Annotated in this window: 24 protein-coding genes; 8 read left to right on the forward strand and 16 right to left on the reverse strand. The window is 66.5% G+C overall.

The window, feature by feature from the left end; genetic code table 11:
- The gene (locus NJQ44_RS14825; protein WP_254272130.1) at positions 1-864 is read right to left on the reverse strand and encodes a mechanosensitive ion channel family protein; all 864 of its coding nucleotides are present in this window, start codon (positions 862-864) and stop codon (positions 1-3) included.
- 52 nt (positions 865-916) lie between these two features.
- Positions 917-1,330 carry an Lrp/AsnC family transcriptional regulator gene (locus tag NJQ44_RS14830; protein ID WP_254272131.1) on the reverse strand — a complete coding sequence of 138 codons (414 nt, stop codon included), beginning with the start codon at positions 1,328-1,330 and terminating at the stop codon, positions 917-919.
- Between the two features lie 102 nt (positions 1,331-1,432).
- Between NJQ44_RS14830 and carA the strand changes: the two genes are divergently transcribed.
- Positions 1,433-2,479 carry a glutamine-hydrolyzing carbamoyl-phosphate synthase small subunit gene (gene carA, locus NJQ44_RS14835; RefSeq protein ID WP_254272132.1) on the forward strand — a complete coding sequence of 349 codons (1,047 nt, stop codon included), beginning with the start codon at positions 1,433-1,435 and terminating at the stop codon, positions 2,477-2,479.
- An 80-nt stretch (positions 2,480-2,559) separates the two neighbouring features.
- Here carA and NJQ44_RS14840 read toward each other — a convergent pair whose 3' ends face one another.
- From NJQ44_RS14840 to NJQ44_RS14880, 9 genes are all read right to left on the reverse strand, one after another.
- A complete protein-coding gene (locus tag NJQ44_RS14840; protein WP_254272133.1) occupies positions 2,560-3,240 on the reverse strand; it encodes a hypothetical protein in 681 nt (226 codons plus the stop codon).
- A gap of 412 nt (positions 3,241-3,652) precedes the next feature.
- Positions 3,653-6,904 carry a carbamoyl-phosphate synthase large subunit gene (carB, locus tag NJQ44_RS14845; RefSeq protein ID WP_254272134.1) on the reverse strand — a complete coding sequence of 1,084 codons (3,252 nt, stop codon included), beginning with the start codon at positions 6,902-6,904 and terminating at the stop codon, positions 3,653-3,655.
- 138 nt (positions 6,905-7,042) lie between these two features.
- Entirely contained in the window at positions 7,043-7,273 is a 231-nt protein-coding gene (locus tag NJQ44_RS14850; protein WP_254272135.1) for a hypothetical protein, read from the reverse strand.
- Between the two features lie 97 nt (positions 7,274-7,370).
- Positions 7,371-8,141 (reverse strand): hypothetical protein, encoded by a 771-nt coding sequence (locus NJQ44_RS14855; protein ID WP_254272136.1) that lies wholly within the window; start codon positions 8,139-8,141, stop codon positions 7,371-7,373.
- A 165-nt stretch (positions 8,142-8,306) separates the two neighbouring features.
- Positions 8,307-8,843 carry a DUF5815 family protein gene (locus NJQ44_RS14860; protein WP_254272137.1) on the reverse strand — a complete coding sequence of 179 codons (537 nt, stop codon included), beginning with the start codon at positions 8,841-8,843 and terminating at the stop codon, positions 8,307-8,309.
- Positions 8,844-8,888: 45 nt separating this feature from the next.
- Positions 8,889-9,716, reverse strand: coding sequence for a DUF7847 domain-containing protein (locus NJQ44_RS14865; RefSeq protein ID WP_254272138.1), 828 nt, complete (start codon positions 9,714-9,716; stop codon positions 8,889-8,891).
- Positions 9,717-9,777: 61 nt separating this feature from the next.
- On the reverse strand, positions 9,778-10,194 hold the full coding sequence (locus tag NJQ44_RS14870; protein WP_254272139.1) for a DUF7124 domain-containing protein: 417 nt from the start codon (positions 10,192-10,194) through the stop codon (positions 9,778-9,780).
- A 51-nt stretch (positions 10,195-10,245) separates the two neighbouring features.
- On the reverse strand, positions 10,246-10,458 hold the full coding sequence (locus NJQ44_RS14875; protein WP_254272140.1) for a hypothetical protein: 213 nt from the start codon (positions 10,456-10,458) through the stop codon (positions 10,246-10,248).
- Positions 10,459-10,506: 48 nt separating this feature from the next.
- A complete protein-coding gene (locus NJQ44_RS14880; RefSeq protein ID WP_254272141.1) occupies positions 10,507-11,757 on the reverse strand; it encodes an NAD(P)/FAD-dependent oxidoreductase in 1,251 nt (416 codons plus the stop codon).
- A gap of 129 nt (positions 11,758-11,886) precedes the next feature.
- Here NJQ44_RS14880 and NJQ44_RS14885 point away from each other — a divergent pair, with 129 nt between their 5' ends.
- Positions 11,887-12,480, forward strand: a complete 594-nt coding sequence (locus tag NJQ44_RS14885; RefSeq protein WP_254272142.1) for a DUF6149 family protein — start codon at positions 11,887-11,889, stop codon at positions 12,478-12,480.
- 90 nt (positions 12,481-12,570) lie between these two features.
- Here the strand turns inward: NJQ44_RS14885 and NJQ44_RS14890 are convergent, their stop codons facing one another.
- The 3 genes from NJQ44_RS14890 to NJQ44_RS14900 are packed head-to-tail and all read right to left on the reverse strand — an operon-like array spanning position 12,571 to position 16,827.
- Positions 12,571-13,218: a hypothetical protein gene (locus NJQ44_RS14890; RefSeq protein ID WP_254272143.1), complete on the reverse strand. Its 648-nt coding sequence runs from the start codon at positions 13,216-13,218 to the stop codon at positions 12,571-12,573.
- Between the two features lie 37 nt (positions 13,219-13,255).
- A complete protein-coding gene (locus NJQ44_RS14895) occupies positions 13,256-14,602 on the reverse strand; it encodes an NAD(P)/FAD-dependent oxidoreductase (RefSeq protein WP_254272144.1) in 1,347 nt (448 codons plus the stop codon).
- An 11-nt stretch (positions 14,603-14,613) separates the two neighbouring features.
- Positions 14,614-16,827 (reverse strand): sensor histidine kinase, encoded by a 2,214-nt coding sequence (locus tag NJQ44_RS14900; RefSeq protein ID WP_254272145.1) that lies wholly within the window; start codon positions 16,825-16,827, stop codon positions 14,614-14,616.
- Between the two features lie 130 nt (positions 16,828-16,957).
- Here NJQ44_RS14900 and NJQ44_RS14905 point away from each other — a divergent pair, with 130 nt between their 5' ends.
- Positions 16,958-17,833 (forward strand): homoserine kinase, encoded by an 876-nt coding sequence (locus NJQ44_RS14905; protein ID WP_254272146.1) that lies wholly within the window; start codon positions 16,958-16,960, stop codon positions 17,831-17,833.
- On the opposite strand, the gene NJQ44_RS14910 is transcribed toward NJQ44_RS14905, so the two are convergent.
- Positions 17,834-18,055 carry a hypothetical protein gene (locus NJQ44_RS14910; RefSeq protein WP_254272147.1) on the reverse strand — a complete coding sequence of 74 codons (222 nt, stop codon included), beginning with the start codon at positions 18,053-18,055 and terminating at the stop codon, positions 17,834-17,836. It abuts the gene before it with no gap.
- Positions 18,056-18,265: 210 nt separating this feature from the next.
- On the opposite strand from NJQ44_RS14910, the gene NJQ44_RS14915 reads away from it, so the two are divergent.
- On the forward strand, positions 18,266-19,240 hold the full coding sequence (locus tag NJQ44_RS14915; protein WP_254272148.1) for a C-terminal binding protein: 975 nt from the start codon (positions 18,266-18,268) through the stop codon (positions 19,238-19,240).
- 1 nt (position 19,241) lies between these two features.
- On the opposite strand, the gene NJQ44_RS14920 is transcribed toward NJQ44_RS14915, so the two are convergent.
- Positions 19,242-19,694, reverse strand: coding sequence for a peroxiredoxin (locus NJQ44_RS14920; RefSeq protein WP_254272149.1), 453 nt, complete (start codon positions 19,692-19,694; stop codon positions 19,242-19,244).
- 108 nt (positions 19,695-19,802) lie between these two features.
- Between NJQ44_RS14920 and NJQ44_RS14925 the strand changes: the two genes are divergently transcribed.
- The 4 genes from NJQ44_RS14925 (at position 19,803) to NJQ44_RS14940 (ending at position 22,928) form a co-directional block, all read left to right on the forward strand.
- On the forward strand, positions 19,803-20,453 hold the full coding sequence (locus NJQ44_RS14925) for an adenylate kinase (RefSeq protein WP_254272150.1): 651 nt from the start codon (positions 19,803-19,805) through the stop codon (positions 20,451-20,453).
- A gap of 34 nt (positions 20,454-20,487) precedes the next feature.
- On the forward strand, positions 20,488-21,381 hold the full coding sequence (locus tag NJQ44_RS14930; protein WP_254272151.1) for a DUF106 domain-containing protein: 894 nt from the start codon (positions 20,488-20,490) through the stop codon (positions 21,379-21,381).
- A 74-nt stretch (positions 21,382-21,455) separates the two neighbouring features.
- Positions 21,456-22,034, forward strand: coding sequence for a (d)CMP kinase (gene cmk, locus NJQ44_RS14935; protein ID WP_254272152.1), 579 nt, complete (start codon positions 21,456-21,458; stop codon positions 22,032-22,034).
- A 3-nt stretch (positions 22,035-22,037) separates the two neighbouring features.
- On the forward strand, positions 22,038-22,928 hold the full coding sequence (locus NJQ44_RS14940) for an RNA-guided pseudouridylation complex pseudouridine synthase subunit Cbf5 (RefSeq protein WP_254272153.1): 891 nt from the start codon (positions 22,038-22,040) through the stop codon (positions 22,926-22,928).
- The last annotated feature ends 91 nt before the right edge of the window (positions 22,929-23,019 follow it).

The following is a 23,019-nucleotide window of genomic DNA, read 5'->3' on the forward strand; positions in this document are numbered from 1 at the left end:
TCACTCCCCCGCCGCTCCGGACTCGTGGACGGTCACCTCGCCGGAGAGTTCGGTGTGTGGCGTCTCGCTGAGGTCGATGCCCTCCTCCCGGCAGGCCTCGTAGACGCCGCGGATGAACGCCGACCTGACCGCGAGAGCGCGGTTCTTCCGTTCGACGGGCATCCAGACGCGACCCACCAGAACCACGGAACTGCTCGTCAGGTCGGCGACGGCGACGGTCGGTTTCGGCTTCTCGTGGACGTGGTCCAAATCGCGTGCCACGTTCTGGATTATCGCTTCGACGTCGTCTACGTCCGCTTCGTAGTCGATGCCGAACTCGTAGTCGATGCCGACGGGGTCCGTCGACGTGTGGTTGGTCACGGCCGTCGTCGCCAGCGTCGTGTTCGGGACGACGATGCGGTCGTTGTTCGGGGTCCGTATCCGCGTCACTCGCAGGTCGATGTCGACGACGGTTCCCTGCTTGCCGTCCCACTCGATGGTGTCACCGACGTTCAGGTCGGGGTCGGTGACGATGAACGCGCCGGAGACGAAATTGCCAAGCACGTCCTGTGCGGCCAACCCGATGGCGATGGTGATGCCCGCGGCGATGAGCGTCGACCCGGCCAGACTCCCCCGAAATCCGGCGACGCTGGCCGCGACGACCACCGTGACCACGACCACCAGCAGGTGCGTCGCGCTCACGAGCGCACTCTCGGCGGTTCGGTTGAACTTCGACCGCGAGAGGACCCAGCGAACGCCGGGGACGACCAGTAACCGACCGAGGCCGTACAGGAGGGCGGCGACCGCGAGGAACTCCGCGCCGTCGTTTACGAGTTGCGTGTACGTCGACGTGATGTCGCCGGGGAGGGTGCCGGAAAACTGCATACCGGTCGGTACTGCCGGTGGCGACGTAAAAGCTAGCTGTCAGATAGGGTGCTCACCCGACCCGTTCGTCCAAAATCAGCCGCGTCTTCGTGCTCACCACCTCGTCCAACTCTCGCGCCCGCGTGATGAGGTCGTTGACCGCGCCGGTGTCGGCGGCGTCGACGACGACCACGATGTCCTGTTCGCCCGACACCTGCCAGACGAAGTCGACGGCGGGCCATTCCGCGATACGGTCGGTGACGGCCTCCGTATCGACGTTGACGTCGACGCCCACCTCTATCATCGACTTGACGTTCCCGGTACGCGTCGCGACGGTGAAGCGCTCGATGACGCCCTCGTCGACCAGTCGGTCCACGCGGTTTCGGACCGTCCCCTCGGAGGTCCCCACCTCGTCGGCTATCTCCGTGTAGGGGGTTCGGGCGTCCCGCCTGAGTATCGAGAGTATCTCCCTGTCCAGTTCGTCCATCGAGATTCGTGGGTTCCCGCCCGGTGGACTTGAGGATTACGAAAATCGTAACTCGGCTTCGAAAGCAATCCTTATGAACCGGAATCCTGTACGCATCTCGTAATGACAGACGCATACGTAGCACTGGCGGGCGACCGCGTCATCGAGGCCCGCGCTCGCGCGCCCGGCACCGCACGCGGCGAAGTCGTGTTCACCACAGCGTACACCGGCTACGAGGAGAGCCTGACGGACCCGTCCTACGAGGAACAGGTCCTCACCTTCTCGTACCCGCTCATCGGGAACTACGGCGTCCGCGAGGAGCGCTTCGAGTCCGACCGCGTCCACCCGCGCGCGGCCGTCGCCCGCGAGATGACCGACGACGTGGCCGAGTGGCTCGAAAGCGAGGGCGTCCCCGCCGTCGACCACCTCGACACGCGCGACATCGTCACCGAGATTCGCGACGAGGGGGCGATGAAGTGCGGTATCGCGGCCGGTCCCGACGTGACCGAGCAGGACGCGCTGGACGAACTCCACCAGTGTAAGCACATGTCCGACCACACGGACATCGGCGCGCAGGTGTCCGTCGAGAGCGTGGAAGTCCACAACGAGGGCGGCGACGGGTCGACCGTCGCGCTCGTCGACTGCGGCGCGAAAGGGTCCATCATCGACTCGCTGGTCGAACGCGACGCCGCCGTCCACGTCTTCCCGTACGACGCGAGCGAGGACGACGTGGCGGCCGTCGACCCGGACCTCCTGTTCATCTCGAACGGCCCCGGCGACCCCGAGAACTTCGAGCAGGCGGGCGAACTCGTCGAGACGTACGTCGGCGACGTGCCGCTCGCGGGCATCTGTCTCGGCCAGCAGGTCGTCGCCAACGCGCTGGGCGGCGAGACGGAGAAGATGGAGTTCGGTCACCGCGGCGTCAACCAACCGGTCCGCGACCTGCGCACGAATCAGGTCGTGATGACGACCCAGAACCACGGCTACACCGTCGCCGACCCCGGCGACGACCTCGACGTGACGCAGGTCAACGTCAACGACGACACCCCCGAGGGACTGGAGAACGACGACCTGAACATCATCACGCGCCAGTACCACCCCGAGGCCAACCCCGGCCCGCACGACTCGCTCGGCTTCTTCGACGACGTGCTGGGGATGGCGGGAGAATAGGGAGACGCCGACCGACGGGAACGGTCTCCGGGGCTGACGCGGCTACGCGGCGCCGGTATCTGCTCCGACCGCGCGGCCGGTCACGAGGACCGGTCGACCGGCCGACCGCGGTACATGACGGTGTACTCCTCGCTCTCGGACGTCTCGCTCGTCGCGTCCTCGTCGTCGGACCCGTCGGCCGTCGCGTCACCGTTCCCGTTCGTCTCGGCGTCCGTCTTGACCGGCCGACCGCGGTACATGACTCGGTTCGCGCCGTCCTCGTCGTCGATGGCCGACGGCGTCTCTTGCTTTCGGTCCTCGATGAAGGTCCACGCCTGTTCGAGCAGCGTCTCTTCGGTCTTGCGGTGGACCCAGCAGTGATACTCCTTGTGCGGCGTCGTGAGCGTCAGCCGATGCGCTCGGAATCCGGTCTTGTACGTGACTTCGGCCACCGCCTCGTGCGGTATCTCGATGCGTTCGTCCTCGGACTCTCGGCCGACGAGACAGAGCGTCCGCCGACCGGTGACGAGCACGAGCGCCTGTCGGTCGCCCTGCGGTGAGACTGTGTTCCGCTTGCTCCCGAGGCCGATGCCCCGCTTCACGTTGCTCAGGATGTACGCCGGCGCCTCCGCGCCTTCGAGGTACGTCACCGGCGGTTCGTTCAGCGGCGCGGCCTTCGAATGCGGCCCTTCCCGACCCGCGAGCACCGCCATGGTCACCGAATCGTTCGGGGCCATCTCGGCGAGCGTCAGCGCCCTATCGACGACTCGTTGGTCGGTCATCGACGCGCCGTGTCGACAGCGAACCCGTCCGTGACACGCTCCATGGCCGGTCGGACTCGCTACACGGACATGAGGGTTGCGAACGTGGTATTATTGACGAAATAGGCCCACCACCATCTGTATATTTCGGTATGAGGGGGCCGAACATGGAATTTTTGACGAGTATTCTGAATGTTCGCCGTATCCGAATTTCGAGATGATTACCGTCGCGAGCGACCGTCGTTCCGGCGACGAGGTCACCGATTCGCTGGCCCTGTTCGGGGACTACAGGGAGTCCGTTGAAGTGGATGCTCCCGAAGACGGAGCGGCGGAGGGACATCGGGGGCGAACTGCATTTGCGGGAGTCGCGGCGTGGCTATTTCCCATCGCGAAGCCGCGGAGAAAACGGATCGAAACTACCGTGCCGTCGGGGCTACTGGTCGCCCCACTGACGCTGGGTCTTGGGACGGTCGTCGACGGCCTGCACCGCCAGCGGTTGGTCGTCGGAGTTGATGGCTTCGAGCGCCGCTTCGCCGCTCTCGATGGTCGAGAAGTAGGTGACCGTCTCCTCGACGCAGGCTTCGAGCACGTCGCGGTCACGGGAGACAACGAGGTCGATTTCGCCGTCCTGGATGGCTTGGACGACGGCCTCGGTGTCCTCGAAGTCGTCCAAGTCCTTCACGTCGAAGTGCTCCTCGAAGCCGAGGATGGGCAGGTCGACGATGGCCGTCCCGGACAGCGGGATGGGCTTGCCGACGCACATCTGGGCCTTCTGGTAGGCCTTGCCGAACGAGCCAGCGGTACCCATGACCTCGCCCGTGGACTTCATCTCGGGACCGAGACGCGGGTCCGAACCCGGCAGGCGGTCGAACGGCAGGACGACCTCCTTCACGGAGACTTGCTCGGGAATCTGCTCGTCCACGTCGAGTTCGTCGAGGCTGTGACCCGCCATCACCTGCGCGGCGAGTTTCGCGATGGGGACGCCCGTGGTCTTCGAGATGAACGGCACGGTACGCGAGGAGCGCGGGTTCGCCTCCAGCACGTACACTTCGCCGTCGCGGACGGCCAGTTGGACGTTCAGCAGGCCGACGGTGTCCAGCGCGTCGGCGATGTCCTCGGTGACCTCGCGGATGCGCGGCATCACGTCCTTGATTTCCTGCGAGCGGGGCGGAATCATACACGCCGAGTCGCCGGAGTGGACCCCAGCCGTCTCGACGTGTTCCATCACGCCGCCGATGAGCACGTCGTCGCCGTCGGCGACGGCGTCGACGTCCAGTTCCACCGCGTCGGCGAGGAACTCGTCGACGAGGATGGGCTTGTCGGGGGAGACGCGAACGGCTTCCTCGATGTACGTTTCGAGGTCGTCGTCGTTGTAGACGACGTCCATCGCGCGGCCGCCCAGCACGTAGGACGGACGGACGAGGACGGGGTAGCCGATGTCGTGGGCGAGGTCCAGCGCTTCCTCCTTGCTGGTGGCCGTGCCACCCTCGGCCTGTGCGATACCGAGTTCGTCCATCAGTTTGTTGAAGCGGTCGCGGTCCTCGGCGAGGTCCATCGCTTCGACGCTCGTGCCGAGAATCTCGCAGTCGAGGCCGCGGCGCTGGAGTTCGTCCTCCAGCGGTTCGCCGATGTCGACGGAGGTCTGGCCGCCGAACTGGACCATCACGCCGTCCGCGCCGGTGGACTCGACCACGTCGGCGACTTCCTCGGCGGTGACGGGTTCGAAGAACAGGCCGTCGGAGGTGTCGTAGTCGGTCGACACCGTCTCGGGGTTGTTGTTGACGACGTGGGCGTCGATGCCCATCTCGCGCAGGGCGCGGACCGCGTGGACCGAACAGTAGTCGAACTCGACCCCCTGCCCGATGCGGATGGGGCCGCCGCCGACCACGACGACGCTCTCCACGTCGGGGTCGATCTGCAGTTCGTTGCGGTCGATACCCGAAACCGGGTCGCGGGTGGAGTAGTAGTACGGCGTCGTCGCCTCGAACTCACCGGCGCAGGTGTCGACGAGTTTGTAGTCGCGGTGGGTCGTGTCGTCTTCGACCATATCGACTTGGACGCCCGACCCGTCGGTCGCGGCTTCGACTGCCGGTTCGTCGCCGTCCTCGGCCTCGAGGCTGGCGGGGAGCCACGAGACGTGCGTGTCGTTGAACTCGCCGCCCGCGAGCGCGGTGATCTCTTGGTTGGTGAACCCGGCCTGTGCGGCCGTCTCGTAGTCGCCGTTCATCGCGGCTTCGGCGGCGTCGGCGACTTCCTCGAAGCGCTCGACGTACCACTCGTTGATGTCGGTGAGGTCGACGATTTCCTCGACCGTGTAGCCGCGGGTGAACGCCTCGAAGATGGCGTACGGGCGGTCGGGCGAGGCGCGGACGAGATATCCCGTTTCGAGTTCCTCGTCGTCGAGTTCATCGAAGTCCACGGCGGGGGTGTACTCGGAGGAACGCAGGGCCTTCAGGAGGCTCTCGGGGAAGGTCCGACCGATGGACATCGCCTCGCCGGTGGACTTCATCGCCGTCGAGAGTTCGAAGTCCGTATCGCGGAACTTGTCGATGGGCCAGCGCGGCACCTTCGTCACGACGTAGTCGATGGCCGGTTCGAAGGCGGCGGTGGTCTCGCCGGTAATCTCGTTCTCGATTTCGTGGAGGCGCTTGCCGAGTGCGACCTTCGCGGTGACGCGGGCGATGGGGTACCCGGTCGCCTTCGAAGCCAGCGCGGAGGAGCGAGAGACGCGCGGGTTGACCTCGACGACGCGGTACTCGCCGCCGGGCGTGCCGTCGTCGCGCCACGCGTGCTGGATGTTACACCCGCCCTCGATACCGAGTTCTCGGATGACCTTCAGCGCGGAGTCGCGCATCTCTTGGTGACCCTCGTCGGGGATGACCTGCGACGGCGTCACGACGGTGGATTCGCCCGTGTGAATCCCCATCGGGTCGATGTTCTCCATGTTACAGATGATGATACACGAGTCGTCGGCGTCGCGCATGACCTCGTACTCCAGTTCGACCCAGCCAGAGATGGACTCGGTGATGAGAACCTCGCTGTTACGGGAGAGGCGAAGGCCCTTGCGGACGCGTTCGATGAGTTCGTCGAAGTCGTCGACGACGCCGGACCCGGAACCACCTAGCGTGTACGTCGTGCGTGCGATGACGGGCAGGCCGCCGACTTCGTCGACGGCGTCTTGGACGCGCGATTCGAGCGCTTCCTCGTCGAAATCCGTCACCGACTCGCCTTCGTCCAGCGAGATGGTGGTCGACCGGGGGACGGGTTCGCCGATGTTCTCCATGCGCTGGCGGAACAGGTCGCGGTCCTCCGTCGCGTAGATGGTGTCCAGCGGCGTGCCCATCACGTCCACGTCGTACTCTTCGAGGACGCCCTCCTCGGCGAGTTCGGCCGTGACGTTGAGGCCCGTCTGGCCGCCGAGGCCAGCGATGACGCCGTCGGGGTCCTCCTTCCGGATAATCTCGGTGATGGCTTCGGTGTTGATGGGTTCGAGGTACACCTTGTCGGCCATCTCCGGGTCCGTCATGATGGTCGCGGGGTTGGAGTTGACCAGTACCACGCGCGCGCCCTCCTCCTGGAGCGCCCGGCAGGCCTGCGCGCCGGAGTAGTCGAACTCGGCTGCCTGACCGATTTTGATGGGGCCACTCCCGATGAGCAGGATAGTGCGGTCTTCGTCCTCTGTCATTACACCAGTCGAACCCACACATCGTAATAAGCCCGGCGAAAAGGTACGAGTCTCGAAGCCCGATTTCGAATATCGTAATGCGACCGTCTCACACGGTGGCCCCTCACATCCTCGCGGCCCGAGACGGGACTGGCCGGGTCAGTTCCCGTTGTCGGGGAACTGATAGCGGTAGGGTTGGTCCTCGATGACCTCGACCTCACCGGACTGGGCGCGCCGCCCCAGTACTGTCGCGACGCGGTGGGCGCTCCCGAAATCCACGTCGTGTTGCTCCAGGAGGTCGAGAATCTCCCGGGCGGTGAATGGGCCGTCGGCGTCAGCGTCGTCGAGCACCGATTGGATGCGCTCGAACTCGCCGTGGCGGATGGCCATGAGGACATACAAAACCCGAAACACCATATAACACCGTCAGACAGCCGTCAGACGGCGTTTTAGCGAAAATCGACGGACGGCGCAGGGGCGCGTCCTGTCAGCCGTTGTCATACGCCGACGGCGTCGTCGCGTCTGCCGTCTCGACGCTCGCGTTCGGCCACTGGTCGCGCACCCACCCCGGACGGTCGACCGTCGTCTCGTCGACCCGCGTGTACCGGAAGCGATAGCTGACCGTGGTGTTCTGCGCCGCGTCGCGGTAGCCGACTGCGAACGAGCGGACGAACCCGGGCGGTGTGACGACTGCACGGACGGCGTACTCCTCGGTCCGGTAGAACCCCGCGGGCGCACGCCCGGCGACAATCTCGTACCCGCCTGGGTGAGGGTTGATTCGGGCGCTCCCGACCGGGAGGTAGCTTTCGAGGAGGCGACCGGTGACGTGGCCGAAGCGGTCGTGCGCGGGAACGGACTGGGCCCGCGAGAACTGCACGCCGAGCGGTCGGCGGGCGCGACTGTAGCGGACCGGCCCGTCGACGAACGTCCGGTCGCTGTACCCACCGGTCGTGCGTTCGCTCCGGTAGCGATACCGACGCTCGCTCTCGACGGCGAGTTCCGTCACCCGACCCCTGTTGCCGCCCCTCCACTGGATGCCCAGCGTGTACGACCGGTTCGCCAGCAAGTCTCGGTGGGCGAGCGCGAGCGCCTCGGGGTCGGCGATGCTGTCGTTGGTCAGGCCCGGAATCCCCGCCGCCCCCGTCGGTTGCTCGGGGACCGGCGCGGGCGTCACCGTCGGCGTCCGTTCTCCGGCGGTGAAGCCGCTACAGCCGGTAAGCAAGAGGAGCGTCGCGACGGCGAGGGGACGCCAGTCCATCACTCGAAGGACGGACTGCTCGCAGGAAACAGTACTGTCTCAGCTAGCCGCGACCGACACTCAGATCGCCGTGTCGTGTCGGTCGTCGAAGCACCGATAGACTGCGTCTATCGAGGGCTCGTTCACGCCGTTCACGAGACTTCCGAGGAACGCCTCGACCGACACTCAGATCGCCGTGTCGTGTCGGTCGTCGAAGTTCCGCTCCGCGCGGTACTGCTCGACGAACGCGCTCACGTCGAACGCCAGCATCTGCTCTTCGAACTCGGCCATCACGGCGTCGTCTTCGGCGTGACTGACGGCGTGTTCCATCAGTTCGACCAGCAACTCGACCACGATTTCGTGGAGGCGGCGCGAGTCGAAGTCGGTGACCCACGCCAGTGAGAAGCCCACGGCCCCGTCTTCGGCGGCGTCGGCGACGGCGACTCGCTCGGGAAATTCCTCGATGACGACGCCCATCAGGTGGGCCATCGTGAACTCGTCGTGGTCGTCGGCCGGTTCGACAGTCTCCACGAGGACCTGCTCTAAGAACTCGGGGACGAAGCGGGCCAGCGGATGGGCGTCCAGCACGACGGCGTGAGTCGCGCCGCAGGCGCAGTCCAACTCGCGAATCCCCATGTGGAGGTCGTCGTGAGTGTCGATGACCTCGCCGCAGGGGAGTTCGAGTTCGGACTCGCGCCCGCCGGGCACGCGCGGTTCTGCCATTACCGGCGGTAGGCGACTCGCGGGGTTAAAGCCCGCGATACGGCTTTAGACCTCGGCTTCGGCCGCGCTCGCTCGCACTTGCAGGTAGGCGGCGGTCACCGCGGCGATACCGAGCGCCTGAAACACGGCGTTGAGAACCGTCGAGACGACGCTCAGTAGGACGGGCCCCGAGACGCCGGCGACGGGACCGGGACCGAGGAACGCCGACAGGAACGTGGGTACGCTGGCGACGAGGCCGAACAGGCCGAGGACGACCAAGAGGACGATGATGCTCGCGGGGTCGTCCATGAACCGGGCGAAACTGTTGCGCACCGTCTCGCCGTAGCCGCCGTCGTTCAGCGCGATTTCCTGTCGGAGGTAGACGAAGACGGTCAGGAGGACGAGCGACCCGACGGAGCCGAGCAGTGACCCCAGTATCGACCCCATCGGGCCGTATATCTGTCCGAGAGTCGGGGCCACGGACCCGAGGACGAACAGGAGGACGGCGACGCCGCCACCCAGAACGAGGACCATCCCCGCTCGCTCGGCGGCCGACCCGACGGCCGTCTCGCTCGGTCCCGCGAAGGAGCGAATCGCCCAGAACCGGACGAGTTCGCCAGCGAGGACGAACAGGAGGACGAGCACGGTGGCGAGAGCGATGCCGAAGTCGAGCGCGAACGGGAAGTTCGCGGCGAAGGAGGCGATGGCCTGCTGTTGGGCCTCGGTGTACGCGCCGCTCTCGAACACGATGTCGAGCAGTTCGCTGCTGAAGCTCTGTGTCGCGACGAGGTTGCCGAGGTTGTAGAGGACCAGTACGGCGACGACGAGCAGTCCCGTCTCGCTCGTCAGGTCGTCGAAGCCGCGGCGGAGGGCCGCTCCGATGTCGAGGGACATGTTCGTTCGACTCGGCGGACGCGATAATAAATACCGGTTCCGGCGTGAAACAGACGGGGCGTCAGGGCCAGTCGTCGCGTTCGTCGTCTTCGTTGGTCGTCGCCGCCGGGGCCTCGGGTTCGCCGAGTTCCCACTCGGCGGCCTCGGCGGCCTGTTCGACGGGCAGGTACTCCCACCCGGCCGTCTCGGCCAGTGCGGCGGCTTCCTCGTCGGTGCCGACGAAGACGTGCCGGTCGGTGTCGAACTGCTCTTTGACGTTGACCAGACTCTCCTCGCGGCCCCGCGGGCCGGAGAAGAAGTCCTGTCGGATGCGGTGCTTGCGCGTGAAGTTCGTCACGACGTAGGTGGGCTGGTCGGAGATGACGCCCACGTACTCGGACCACTGGCGGGCGTCGTTGAAGACGCTGTCCGGATACGCCAGTTGCTTCAGCGCGTCTAAGTCGAACGCGAGGGTCATGTCGCCGCTGCCGCCGTCCATGGCGCTACCTCCGCTGTGCGCAGAAAAAAGGGCGTCGTTATCCCCCGCCGACTACCGCCGACGCTGGTCCGCTTGCGACAACGTCTGGGCCCGTTCCTGTATCTCGTCCATCTCACGCGCGGCGGTCTGACCGCTCTCGCCGTGGCTCTGGTTGACCGAGGCGTCGAGTCGGGCCCCCGCGAAGCCGTCGTCGCCGTCTTCGGCGTCGCCTCTGTCGCCCCGACGGAGGGTGCTACGGAGACGCCGGAGGACTGCTCGGAGCACAGCTACCGATTGGGTGTCCAGAAAGGAAAAGTCGGGGGTCGTCGCGGCTTACTCGGCGGGTGCAGCCGTCTGCGCTTTCACTTCTTCGAGGTCGACGTCCTTCTCCAAGAGGAGTTCCTTCTTCTCGGCGACCTGTCGCTCCTCGCGGATGAGCTTCTTGAACTTCGACTGCTGGGAGAGGTCGCCGATGAGCACGCCACCGACCAGTTGGCCGTCCTCGAAGGCGAGACGCCGCCACTCGCTGTCGGAGTACTTCCGCTCGGCCTCGTCGTCGCCGCGGGCCGGGTGGCCAAAGGAGAGGAACGGGAAGTCGAAGTGAGTGATGGAGTACGAGGAGACCCAGCGGAACTCGTCGGCCTCGTCGTCGGCGACCATGTTCGTGCCAGCGACCGACCCCTGTTCCTTCGCGGAGCCCCATGCACCGTTCTGGGCCTGCGCGTTGAGGATGGTGTCGTAGAACTGCGTGATGTCACCGGCGGCGTAGACGTCCTCGACGTTGGTCTGCATGTACTCGTCGACGACGATGCCGTCGTCGAGTTCGATACCGGAGCCACCGAGGAACTCGGTGTTGAAGTCCAGTCCGATGGCGACGCCCGCCCACTCGCCGTCGTACGCCTCGCCGTTCGGGTCGACGGCACCGGTCACGTGGCCGTCGTCGTCGACGGTGAAGTGGTCGACGCCGGAGTCGAAGACGGGTTCGACGCCGTTCTCGCGCAGCGCCTCGTGGATGATTTCCGCGCCGTCCTCCGAGAGCGCGTAGCGCCACCAGCGGTTACCGCGCATGAGGTACTTCGCGTCGATACCCTGTGCGGCACAGACCGCGGCGAGGTCGATGCCGAGCAGGCCAGCCCCGACGATGATGCCTTTGTCGGACTCCTCGGCGTGTTCGGCGATGCCGCGCGCGTCCTGGAAGGTCCAGAAGTGGTGGATGCCGTCGGCGTCGCTGTTCTCGACGGGGACCTGTGCGGGCGTGCCGCCCGTCGCCACGAGGAGTTTGTCGTACTCGTAGGTCGTTCCCTTGTGGGTGTTGACCTCGTGAGCGTCGGGGTCGATGTCGGTCACGTGGGTGTTGAGTTCGAGGTTGATGTCCCGCTCCTCGTACCACTCGGGTTCGTGGATGGAGATGGGGGCCTCGGGGAGTTTGCCCTTCGCGAACTCCTTGATGAGGATGCGGTTGTAGAGGGCCTCGCCCTCGTCGGTGATGATGGTTACATCTGCGTCCGGGTCTTCTTCCCGGATTGTCTCGGCCGCGGACGCTCCCGCGATGCCGTCTCCGATTATCACGTGCGACGTGCTCATGTTCGGTGCGTAGGAAATCGTGCTTAATGTGGATTGCTATCTCCGTATCGTTTGCGCTATCGGGGGTCGAATCCCCGAAATCGGGCGGTAGTCGGGGTATTGAAGGCGTTCGAGTCCTAAGCGGAAGTGATGAAACTCCGTCAGAACGTCAAGCACTTCGCGGCCAAGCAGGCGCTGACGCTCCCGGTGGTCGGCGAGCAAGTGAACGATTGGCTGGTGGACCTCCACACCAACGTCTTCGCGAAGAAGGCCGACGACGACCGGGCCGAGGAGCGACGGCCCCACTTAGACGATTTCTTCGACGCGACGATGGACACCTACGTCGCCGCGCTGGACGCGGGGTTCCCGGAGGCCGAAGCCCGTGAAATCACCCACGTGCAGGCCAACTTCGACTTCTACAACCACGGCTGGACGGAGATGATGGAGTTCCCGAGCGACGAACTCGAAGCCCACTACGAGCGCTACGCGGCGTTCTTCGAGCGCTACGACATCACCATCGACGACCCCCTCGGGACGTTCCGACCGGCCGACGGTATCACGGCGGCCCCGTCGACGCCCGAGAAACTGGAGAACCCCGAGCACCCCCATGCCGAGGGCGGGTTCGCCGACGACGCCTACGTCGAGACGGAAGACGGCGAGATAATCGCGGGCGGACAGGCGGAACCCGACGACGTGGACCCGTCGATGGCCCCCGGCGCGGACGACGAAGCCACGAGCGACTGATAGTGATTGCTGTAGCGATTTACCGCTCCGACCGCACGCAGTCGTGCGGTCGATGTGGAACAGACCGACAGTAGTCACTATGAGCGGCGGTCACGGTTCTGCGGACTCGTCCACCACGTCGAACAGCGCGAGACACTCCGTGTACACAGTCGAATTCTGCCCGACGGTCTGAACGGCGAAGGCGTACCGACCGGGCGAGAGTTTCGTCGCGACCGACTCGACGTTCTCGCCGGTGTCGCGGGTCGTCGTATCGAGGAGCCATTCGTGTCGCTCGTCCGTCCGAAGCGTCGCCGTCTCGCCGCCGGGGTCGGCCGTCGCCACGTTCGTCCACTCCGCGCCCTGGGCCGCCGCGCGCCGCTTGAAGAGGTACCAGTCGTTCGCGAACACCGTCAGGTCGCCCTCGACGCGCCAGTACAGCGTCACCCGGAGCGGGTTCGCCGGGTCGCCCTCGACCAGACTGACGACGGGCCTGTCCGGGACGAGTCGCAGGCCCGACTCGTCGGTCTGAATGTGCGAACACACCGTCTGGTCGGTGCGGCGGTCGAATCGCGGACACACTTCGTCGTCGAAGCGACGCCACGGGTCCGCCGCGGTGGCCGTCGCCGACGGGACGGGTGCGGGCGTCACCTCTGGGTCTCCGTCGGCGTCGTCCTCGGCGGCCCCGAGGGCGTTGCACCCGGCGAGGCCGCCGACTCCCGAGAGTCCGGCGAGTCCCGCGAGGACGGCGCGTCGGCGCATGGGAGGGCTTCGGGCCGGAGCGACAAAACGGGGCGGCCTACTCCGCGGTGGGTACGTGGTCGGTCGCGGCGTCCGCGCGGCCGTCGATACGGTCGGCGACTTCGTAGCCCGCCACGACGCCGCCGTTCAGCGACCGCTCGGGGTACTGCGCGGCGGAGGCCATCCCGGCGTAGTAGACGCCGTCGGCCACCTCGTCGCCGAGGTCGTAGGGGACGACCATGTCCAGATAGCCGCGCTCGTAGACCGGCGCTGTCCGGGGGTTTCGCGCCGTGCGGACCCAGTTGACGGCCTCGCGGTCGAACTGCGGGAACAGGTCCTCGATGGCCGAGAGCCACGTCTCGCGGACCTCCTCGTCGTCCTGCTGCCAGATGTCCTCGTCCAGCGACTGGACGTAGCGGGCGACATACAGCAGATGTTCCCCGCCGTACCGCTCCCGCGGGATGAAGTTCGTGTGCTCGATGAGCGCGCCGAATGGGGCTTCGTCGGCGACGTTGAGCCAGTACGTATCGAGTAGCGACTCGTCCATGCTGATGACCGAGCACACCGTCCCCTGAAAGTCGATGTCGCAGGGGTAGCCCGTGAGCGATTCGAGGACGTTCGGCATCGCCGCGACGACGACGCTGTCAACGTCGTGGGTCGTCTCGCCGTCGGCGTTCTCGGCGGTGAGGCCGGTCACCTCGCCGTCGGCGGTGTGGAGGTCGGTGACGCGCGTCCCCGTCTCGATGTTGTCGCGGCCGACGGCGTCGACGAGTGCGTCCAGCAACCGTCCGAACCCGCCGTCCAGATAGCCCAGTATCTCCCCGCGTAGGATGTCTCGCTCGCCGCGGAACTTGATGCGTCCCAACAGCCACGCGGCGCTCACGTCCGCCTTCCGGTCGCCGAACTTCGCGTCCAGCAGGGGTTCGAAGAAAGTCTCGTAGACGTTCTGGGTCGTGTGTTCGCGGGCGAACTGCTCGACGGGCACGTCCTCGAAGTCCGAGAGTTCCTCGTAGGTGTCGAACGACGGGACGCCGCCGCGAACGTCGATGTCGAGCGTGAGCATCCCCAGTCGGAACTTGTCGTAGAGGCTCCAGTGCGGGAAAGAGAGAATCTCCCACGGCGTGTCCATCGGGTGGACGACGCCGTCGACGTAGTAGGCGTTCTTCCCGACGTGCCACTCCACGTCGTCGCCCAGTCCCAGTTCCTCGGCGAGTTCGACGATGGTCTCTTCTGATTTCGAGAGGTGGTGGTAGAACTTCTCGATGGGGTCACCGGCAGTCTCGTACACCGCGGCGAGACCCCCGAGGGCGTCGCTCGCCTCGAAGACGCGAACCTCGTGCCCGCGCTCCCTGAGGCGGTACGCCGCAGAGAGCCCGGCGATACCGCCGCCGACGACGCCAATCATACTCGCCGATTTCAGTTGTCGGCGGATTTACTTTGTGCTTCGCCGGTGGTGACGCTCTCGTCCCGCGGCCCCTCGGCGGGGGCCGGGTTCGTCGCCCGTTGGAACTCCAGTACGGTAACGGTCCCAGCGGGGTCGTTGTCCTCGAACCACACCTTCCCGCCGTACAGTTCCATCATCACGGAGACGAAGTAGAGACCGAACCCGTCGCCCGAGTGGTTCGGCTTGAACGACCGCTCGAACATAGCGGCTTTTAGCTCGTCGCTGACGCCCGGCCCGTCGTCGGCGATGTGGAGTTGAAGCCAGTCACCCGCCTCCTGCGTCGAGATGCGCACCGTCGGGTCGCCGCTCTCGTTGTGCTCGACGGCGTTCTCGAGGACCCTGTCCAGTACTGCTTTGGCGAGTCCGTTGGCGCGGACGTACTCACGGCCGACGTTCGCCTCGATTCTCGCGCTCGGGTGCGCCGCCTCGATGTCCTCGATGGCACACGCGAGCGTCGCCGAGAGGTCGATAGTCGCCAACCGCTGTCGCTCGCTCGCGGTCACCGTCTCGTTGATGGCGCGGATGGTCTCGCTCATCTCGGAGAGTTCCTCGCACCACTCCGTGATGCTGTCGAGGTGACGGTGCTGGTCGGCCGGCACGTTGTCGCGGACGTATTCCGCTCGGCCCCGGATGACGAGCATCGCGTTGCGCAGCGAGTGTCTGAGGACGCCGTTGAAGAACTCGACCTGTTCGTTGCGCCGCTGGACCGAGGTCCTGCTCTCGCGGAGTTCGCGCTGCTGGTCGACCTGTTCGAGCGCAACTTGCGTCGTCCGGGCCAGTATCTCCGTGTACTGCTCGTCTTCGGTGGTGAACGTCCCGTCGGTGGACCCGACGGCGACGACGCCATGCTCCCCCAGCGGCAGGAGCAGCGCCGTCTCGAACGCCGGGACGCCGGGGACTGCGGCGACGCGCCGCGTCCCGTCCCGGTAGGTCTCCCAGAGCGGTGCGTCGGCCGCGTCCTCGCCGACGGCGGCGTCGTGTTCGAGTGCGACGCCGGTGCCGTCGTTGCTCGCGACCAGTTCCAGCGTCCCGTCGCCGGTCGCGAGAAACACGCCCGCCGAGTTGTGGTCGAGCACCCGTGCGGCGAAGTTCACCGTCAGTCGGGCGACGGTCTCCGGTTGGTCCGCCTCGATGAACTTCTGCGTCGCGGCTTGGAGGGCTTCGAGACGGTCCTGTCGCCGCTTCTGCCCGGTCACGTTCCGCAGAACGACCATCCGTCCGCGTTCGGTCCCGTGGTGGTCGGTGACGGTGCTGATTTGCGGGTCGTAGTACGTCGTCGTCGACCGGAGCGTCAGCGTCTCGCCGCACTCGATGTCCGCGAGTAACTCCGGTTTGATGTCGGTGATGTGACGGCCCGTGAGGTCGTCTCGCGCGGCCAGCGCCGTCGCCGCGGCGGCGTTGTGGTCGACGACCACGTCGTCGGTGTCGAGGACGAGCACCGGGTCGGGGAGTTCGTCGACGAGGAGGTTCCCGGCCAGCGGACTGACCGAGAGGAAGTCGTATCGAAACAGCACGACGCCGATGAGCAGGCCGTTGACAGCGAACGTGAGCGGGGCGATATTCAGGCCGGGATGGGGTGTCACGCCGAGAACGAACAGGGCGTGGACTCCGGCGGTCAGCAACCCGGCGACGAGGACGACGAACGTCTGCCGCCGGTAGACGTTCTGCGAGCGGAGGAGGAACTCGCCGAACAGGGCGTATCCGATGAGGATGAACCCGAAGGAGACGAGCGTCTGAGCGGCGTACACCGGGCCGGTGACGGCGGCGAAGAACGTCTGTCCACCGACGGTCTGGGCCACCGTCTCGATGGTCACGAGGCCGTGGATCGGATTGGTCAGCGCCAGCACGGCGTACGCGCTCGGAACGAGTAACACCGCCGCCACGCGGCCGGGCGAGAGCCACGCGTCCCGGCCGGTGTAGACAAGGGCGAACAGCACCCAGAGGCCGACCATCAGCCCCGAAGTGAACCTGATGAGCAAGAACAGCGTCGTCGCGACCGTCGGCGTCGTGGCCATGACCCACGCCGCTTCGAGGAAACACCACCCACCGGCGGCGAGCATCAGCCACCCGAACGGGACGGCACCCGGTATGGTCCGGTGTCGCCACGCGAGAGCGACGATACCGACGCTGACGATACCGCCGACTACGCTACCCACGACGACCGCGGAACCCACATCGACGTCCATCCTCGTCCCTACCGCTACCACCGGACTGTTTCGCTTATTACTTTGGGTTACGTTCTCAATCGTGAGAGGGACGCACGGGTCGCTGTGGCGGTCCGCTACCTTTTTGACCACACTACAAAAACTCGCACGCATGCTGACCGTCCGGGCCCCGGCCACGAGCGCGAACCTCGGCAGTGGCTTCGACGTCTTCGGCGTCGCGTTAGAGCGCCCCGCAGACGTCGTCCGCCTGTCGAAGGCCGACCGGACGACCATCGAAGTGACCGGCGCGGGGAGTCAGTTCATCCCCGAAGACCCCGAGAAGAACACCGTCGGGGCCGTCGCCGAGGCCCTCGACGCGCCCGCCCACATCCAGATAGACAAGGGCGTGCGACCGGCCTCGGGACTCGGGTCCTCGGCGGCGAGTGCGGCCGCCGCCGCGGTGGGACTGAACGAACTGTACGACCGCGGCCACACCCGCGAGGAACTGGTTCCTATCGCGGCGAAGGGCGAAGCCGTCGTCTCTGGCGACGCCCACGACGACAACGTCGCGCCCTCCATCTTGGGCGGATTCACCATCGCCACCCACTCGGGCGTCCGGCAGGTCGACGCGTCGATTCCGCTCGTCGCCTGCCTCCCGGACATCGTCGTCTCGACGCGGGACGCCCGCCGCGTCGTCCCGGAACACGCCCGCGTCGAGCAGTTGGTCGAGACGGTGGGTAACGCCGCGACGCTGACGACGGGGATGCACCGCAACGACCCCGGACTCGTCGGCGAGGGGATGCACGATACGGTCGTCACGCCCGCCCGCGCGAAACTCATCGACGGCTACGAATCGGTTCGGGAGGCGGCCCTCGACGCGGGCGCGACGGGCGTCACCATCTCCGGGGCCGGGCCGACGGTCATCGCCGCCTGCGACGAGGCCGACCAGCGAGCCATCGCCGACACGATGCTCGACACCTTCGGCGAACGCGGCGTCGACGCCCGCGCGTACCAGACGCGCATCGGCGGCGGCGCGAAGATTTTCTGACTACAGGAGTCCGAGGTCGCGTTCGGTCGGCGTCTGTTCGACGGCCGACCCGCAGTCGGGGCAGACCTCCATCTCCTCGACGATGAACGTCTTCGAACACTCCGCACAACACCAGAGCGCGGTCGTCGTCGTCGTCCTATCCTGTGCGTCCGGTCCCGGTCCGTGCGCAGGGTCGGTCGCCGAGAACAGCGACTTGATCCGCTGGCTGAAATTCGGACTCATTGTCACAAACCCGGGCGAGTGATAGCATATATCTTCTGGCCAACTATTTAGCCCCGACTCCTGACGGCAGTGCAACTAGACGGTGGACCATCGAGCGGGATGTGGAGACGAACACGTCGTCACCGACGACCCGCAAGAGGAGGGAGCGCGGGACAGACCGCCCGAGAACCGGGGCATACGCTCTTTGTGGTGGCCGTCGGGAGGGGACGTATGGACCAGACAGTCGTCATCTGTGACAACAAAACGGTCGACCCAGCCTCGCAATCCGACCTCCTCGAAGCGGCGGGTGCGGACATCGAGATACTCGACGAGAAGACGGAAGCGGCCGTCACCGAGGCCGTCGACGGCGCGCACGCCCTCATCGTAGACGCCGCCACGCCGGTGACCGCCGCGTCGCTCACGGGGACTGACACGCTCCGAGTCGTCGGCCGCGCGGGCATCGGCGTCGACAACGTCGACGTGGACGCGGCCGCCGCCGCGGGCGTCACCGTGGTGAACGTCCCCGACTACTGCTTGGACGAGGTGTCGACCCACGCCCTCTCGCTGTTGCTGGCCTGCGTGCGCGGGGTCCCCCGCTACGACCGCGAGATAGCGGCGGGAACGTGGGACTGGAAGACCGGCCGCCCGCTCCATCGGATGGCCGGGCGCACGCTGGGACTCGTCGGGTTCGGTCGCATCGCCCGCCGGTTCGCCTCGAAACTCCGGGACTTCCGGGTCGACGTGGTCGCCGCCGACCCGAACGTCCCGGCGACGACGATGCACGACTACGGCGTCGAACGGGTCAGCTTCGACGACCTGCTGGCGCGCTCGCACTTCGTCTCGGTCCACGTCCCGCTCTACGAGGCGACGCGCGGACTCTTCTCGACGGCGGCCTTCGAGCGGATGCGCGAGGACGCCGTCCTCGTCAACACCTCGCGGGGACCGGTCGTCGACGAGGACGCGCTGGTCGCCGCGCTCGACGCGGGCGAACTGGCGAAGGCGGGTCTCGACGTGCGCGCGACGGAACCGCCCGGCCCCGAGGACCCGCTGGCTGGCCGCGACGACGTAGTCTGCACCCCGCACGTCGGGTGGTATTCCGAGGAGAGTCGGGCCGACCTCTCTCGAAGCGTCGCCAGCGACGTGGCGGCCGTCTTGCAGGGCGACGACCCCGCGAATCCGGTGGACCCCGAGACGCCGTGGGTCTGACTCAACCGCCCTGCACGTACTCGTTTCGCGTGTCGGTCAGGACCTCTTCGGCGTGGCCCGACGGGTCGCCGCGGTCCGGGTCGTAGACGGCTTTCACCTCGCCGTCGGCCAGCACGAACGTCCGGCGGTTCGGCCGCCCGTCGGGTGCGTCGACGCCGAACGCCTCGGCGAGCCCGCCGTCCGTATCCGCCAAGAGGTCGAAGAGGATGCCCTCCTCCTCGGCGAACTCGTCGTGGGTCGCCACGTCGTCACCGGAGACGCCGTAGACGGTGATGCCGCCCTCTCGGAACTTCGGCAGGGTCGCTTGGAAGTCCCGCGCTTCGATGGTACATCCGCCGGTGAAGTCTTCGGGGTAGAAGTACACGACCGTCGGGTCCGAGAACGCCGGTGTGACCGTCTCGCCGTACTGGTTCTGTGCGCTCACCGAGGGTGCCGAGTCGCCGGGTTCGAGCATACCGGTAGGTAGGGCGGGACGGATTTATGGACTCGGGTCGGTGCAGGCAGTGTCGCCGTTCGGCCGCGTTTGGACAACCATTTAACGACTGCCGAACAAGTCGCGTCCATGTCGAACCCGCGAATCCTGATTCTCGGACCGCCGGGAGCCGGTAAGGGCACCCAGAGCGCCAACCTCGCCGACGCTTACGGCGTCGAACACATCACCACCGGCGACGCCCTCCGGGCGAACAAGGACATGGACATCAGCGACATGGACACCGAGTACGACACGCCTCGGGAGTACATGGAGGCCGGAGACCTCGTCCCCGACGCCGTCGTCAACGCCATCGTCGACGAGGCCCTGTCGCAGGCCGACGGGTTCGTCCTCGACGGCTACCCCCGAAACCTCGAACAGGCCGAGGAACTCGAAGGCATGACCGACCTCGACGTGATTCTCTCGCTGTCGGTCTCCCGCGAGGAACTCGTCGACCGCCTGACCGGCCGTCGCGTCTGTGATAACTGTGGCGCGAACTACCACGTCGAGTTCAGCCCGCCCGAGGAGGAGGGCGTCTGCGACGAGTGCGGCGGCGACCTCATCCAGCGCGACGACGACAACGAGGAGTCCGTGCGCAACCGCCTCGACGTCTTCGACGAGAACACCGCCCCGGTCATCGAACATTACGAATCCCACGCCGGTTTCGTCAGCATCGACGGCGAGCAGACCCCCGACGAGGTCTGGACAGACATCGAGGCCGCCGTCGACGAACACGCAGAATAAACGTTGATAAGTCGTCCCTGCTGAACACAGTACAATGGCACGCACCGCGCCGAAGGTAGAACGACTCGCCGACGAGGGCGAGGCAATGACCGACGCGCTCGCCGCGGTCCTCTCGGTCGCCGAGGAGAAGGGGACCGTCACGTGGAGTGACGTCAGCGACGACATCACCAGCGGCGAGTGGGGCCGACTCATCGAGTCGGGTCTCCTCGTCGACGCCGACGGCGAGGGGTTCGTCGTCGACGACCCCGAAGGTGTGCGCGACGCACTCGAAGAGACGGACGCCGCGCCCGCCGAGGGCGACGACGACGAGGGCTGGAGCACGTGGGACAAACTCGCGGGTCTCGCGACGCTCGGCCTCTTCGCGGGCTACTCGCTCAACTCCGTCCGCGACGCCATCGGCGGCGTCATCGACATCGCGCTGGGACCGCTCGCGGACCTCCTCCCCTTCTACGTCGTCATCCTCGTCCTCGCCGTGTTCACCGGGAGTACGTCCTCGATACTGCAGGACCAACTGATGGACACCGCCGGGATGCAGGAGAGTCAGGCGAAGATGCAGGACCTCCAGGACCGCCGCAAAGCCGCCAAGGAGCGCGGCGACGACGAGGCCCTCGAACGCATCGAAGAGGAGCAGATGGAGATGATGAGCGAGCAGATGGGCTCGATGTTCGCCATGTTCCGCCCGATGGTGTGGATCATGCTCATCAACATCCCGGTCTTCCTCTGGATATACTGGATGGTCTTTGGCACGGGCATGACCGTCGACGCACCGGTGATGACCTTCCCCCTGACCGGTGAAGTCGCCAGTTGGCAGGAGGGCGTCGTCGGTCCGATGCAGGCGTGGATCGTCTGGTACTTCCTCTGCTCGCTCTCCTTCACCCAGATCATCCGGAAGGCGCTCAACGTCGAGACGAACCCGACGGCGGGCTAATCCGGGCCTCGCTTCCGCGCTGTCGTTCGACCCGAAGACACAACTCCTTTTATCGCCTCTCGCGGAGAGGACGTATGTTGATTACCGTCTCTGGTCCCGCTGGGAGCGGGAAGAGTACGCTCGCGAAGAGTCTCGCCGACGCCCTGGACTACGACCACGTCAGCGGCGGCGACATCTTCCGCTCGCTGGCCGAGGAACGGGGGATGACGCCCCTCGAACTCAACAAGGCCGCCGAGGAGGACGCCCAGATAGACCGGGACCTGGACCGTCGACTGCGGGACATCGCCGCCGAACGCGACAACCTCGTCCTCGAATCCCGTCTCGCCGGGTGGATGGCTGGCGAGTACGCCGACATCAAACTCTGGTTGACCGCGCCGCTGGACGTTCGCGCCGACCGCATCGCCCAGCGAGAGAACAAGCCGTTCGAGCAAGCGCGAACGGAGACGAGAGAGCGCGGCGAGAGCGAGGCCCAGCGCTACAGCGACTACTACGACATCGACTTCGACGACCTCTCTATCTACGACATCTCGGTCAACACCGCCCGCTGGGACCCTCAGGGCGTGCTCGCCGTCTCGCTGCACGCCATCGACTCCTACCGGCCGGAGGGCGACGAGGGGAAAGCGCCCATCGAGAACATCCGGTACGAGTTCTGAGCCATGCCGCTCCGTGGCCCACCCGACGACCGGGACGTAGACGACCTGCTCTCGTTCGGCGTCGTCAACCTCGACAAGCCGCCCGGCCCGTCGGCCCATCAGGTCGCCGCGTGGGTTCGTGACGCCACCGGACAGGACCGAGTGGCCCACGGCGGCACGCTCGACCCGAAAGTGACCGGCTGTCTGCCGATGCTACTCGGCGACGCCGCCCGCGCCGCCCGCGTCTTCGACGACGCCGTCAAAGAGTACGTCACGGTGCTGGAACTCCACGACAGCGCCCCCGCGGACTTCAACCAGGTCGTCGCCGAGTTCGAAGGCGAGATTTACCAGAAACCGCCCCGCAAGAGCGCGGTCAAGCGACAACTGCGGAGTCGCCGCATCCACGCGCTGGACGTACTCGAACGGGAGGACCGCCGCGCCCTGCTTCGGGTTCGGTGTGCGTCGGGGACCTACATCCGCAAACTGTGTCACGACATCGGACTCGCGCTGGGCACCGGGGCGCACATGGGCGACTTGCGGCGAACGGCTACGGGGACCTTCGACGACGCTGACCTCGCGACGATGTACGACCTCGTGGACGCGCTGGCCTTCGCCGAGGACGGCGACGAGAGGCCGCTCCGGGAGATAGTCGCCCCCGCCGAACGCGCGCTCGTGGCCCTCCCGCGAGTGACCATCGCGCCGAGCGCCGCCCGCGCGGTCGCCGACGGCGCGCCGGTGTACGCGCCGGGGATTATCCGCGCTGAACCGGCCGCGGCCGGAGACGCGAAACCCGAGAACGGAGCGCTCGTTACCTGTTATACGCCCGACGACGCCGCCGTCTGTCTGGGGACGCTGGTCGGCGACCCGGCCGCCGAGAGCGGCACGGTCGTCGAACTCGAACGCGTTCTCGTCTGACTGATTCGACCGTCTAGGAGGTGATTATCGGACACAGCGTGGCTGTTCCCCCTTGGTAATTCGCTCGTTACCTATGTGGCGCAGTCCCCCT

It is taken from the genome of Haloarcula marina, assembly GCF_024218775.1.
In the GTDB taxonomy this organism is placed as follows: Archaea; Halobacteriota; Halobacteria; order Halobacteriales; family Haloarculaceae; genus Haloarcula; species Haloarcula marina.

Bases quoted from the DNA above. Each gene is read 5' to 3' on its own strand.
- NJQ44_RS14880 (WP_254272141.1), bottom strand. From the start codon at position 11,757: ATGAGCACGTCGCACGTGATAATCGGAGACGGCATCGCGGGAGCGTCC.
- NJQ44_RS14890 (WP_254272143.1), bottom strand. From the start codon at position 13,218: ATGCGCCGACGCGCCGTCCTCGCGGGACTCGCCGGACTCTCGGGAGTC.
- NJQ44_RS14855 (WP_254272136.1), bottom strand. From the start codon at position 8,141: ATGGACTGGCGTCCCCTCGCCGTCGCGACGCTCCTCTTGCTTACCGGC.
- NJQ44_RS14830 (WP_254272131.1), bottom strand. From the start codon at position 1,330: ATGGACGAACTGGACAGGGAGATACTCTCGATACTCAGGCGGGACGCC.
- NJQ44_RS14920 (WP_254272149.1), bottom strand. From the start codon at position 19,694: ATGCTCGAACCCGGCGACTCGGCACCCTCGGTGAGCGCACAGAACCAG.
- NJQ44_RS14910 (WP_254272147.1), bottom strand. From the start codon at position 18,055: ATGAGTCCGAATTTCAGCCAGCGGATCAAGTCGCTGTTCTCGGCGACC.
- NJQ44_RS14870 (WP_254272139.1), bottom strand. From the start codon at position 10,194: ATGGACGGCGGCAGCGGCGACATGACCCTCGCGTTCGACTTAGACGCG.
- NJQ44_RS14915 (WP_254272148.1), top strand. From the start codon at position 18,266: ATGGACCAGACAGTCGTCATCTGTGACAACAAAACGGTCGACCCAGCC.
- NJQ44_RS14825 (WP_254272130.1), bottom strand. From the start codon at position 864: ATGCAGTTTTCCGGCACCCTCCCCGGCGACATCACGTCGACGTACACG.
- NJQ44_RS14850 (WP_254272135.1), bottom strand. From the start codon at position 7,273: ATGGCCATCCGCCACGGCGAGTTCGAGCGCATCCAATCGGTGCTCGAC.
- NJQ44_RS14925 (WP_254272150.1), top strand. From the start codon at position 19,803: ATGTCGAACCCGCGAATCCTGATTCTCGGACCGCCGGGAGCCGGTAAG.
- carA (WP_254272132.1), top strand. From the start codon at position 1,433: ATGACAGACGCATACGTAGCACTGGCGGGCGACCGCGTCATCGAGGCC.
- cmk (WP_254272152.1), top strand. From the start codon at position 21,456: ATGTTGATTACCGTCTCTGGTCCCGCTGGGAGCGGGAAGAGTACGCTC.
- carB (WP_254272134.1), bottom strand. From the start codon at position 6,904: ATGACAGAGGACGAAGACCGCACTATCCTGCTCATCGGGAGTGGCCCC.
- NJQ44_RS14885 (WP_254272142.1), top strand. From the start codon at position 11,887: ATGAAACTCCGTCAGAACGTCAAGCACTTCGCGGCCAAGCAGGCGCTG.
- NJQ44_RS14900 (WP_254272145.1), bottom strand. From the start codon at position 16,827: ATGGACGTCGATGTGGGTTCCGCGGTCGTCGTGGGTAGCGTAGTCGGC.
- NJQ44_RS14930 (WP_254272151.1), top strand. From the start codon at position 20,488: ATGGCACGCACCGCGCCGAAGGTAGAACGACTCGCCGACGAGGGCGAG.
- NJQ44_RS14905 (WP_254272146.1), top strand. From the start codon at position 16,958: ATGCTGACCGTCCGGGCCCCGGCCACGAGCGCGAACCTCGGCAGTGGC.
- NJQ44_RS14860 (WP_254272137.1), bottom strand. From the start codon at position 8,843: ATGGCAGAACCGCGCGTGCCCGGCGGGCGCGAGTCCGAACTCGAACTC.
- NJQ44_RS14840 (WP_254272133.1), bottom strand. From the start codon at position 3,240: ATGACCGACCAACGAGTCGTCGATAGGGCGCTGACGCTCGCCGAGATG.
- NJQ44_RS14895 (WP_254272144.1), bottom strand. From the start codon at position 14,602: ATGATTGGCGTCGTCGGCGGCGGTATCGCCGGGCTCTCTGCGGCGTAC.
- NJQ44_RS14865 (WP_254272138.1), bottom strand. From the start codon at position 9,716: ATGTCCCTCGACATCGGAGCGGCCCTCCGCCGCGGCTTCGACGACCTG.
- NJQ44_RS14940 (WP_254272153.1), top strand. From the start codon at position 22,038: ATGCCGCTCCGTGGCCCACCCGACGACCGGGACGTAGACGACCTGCTC.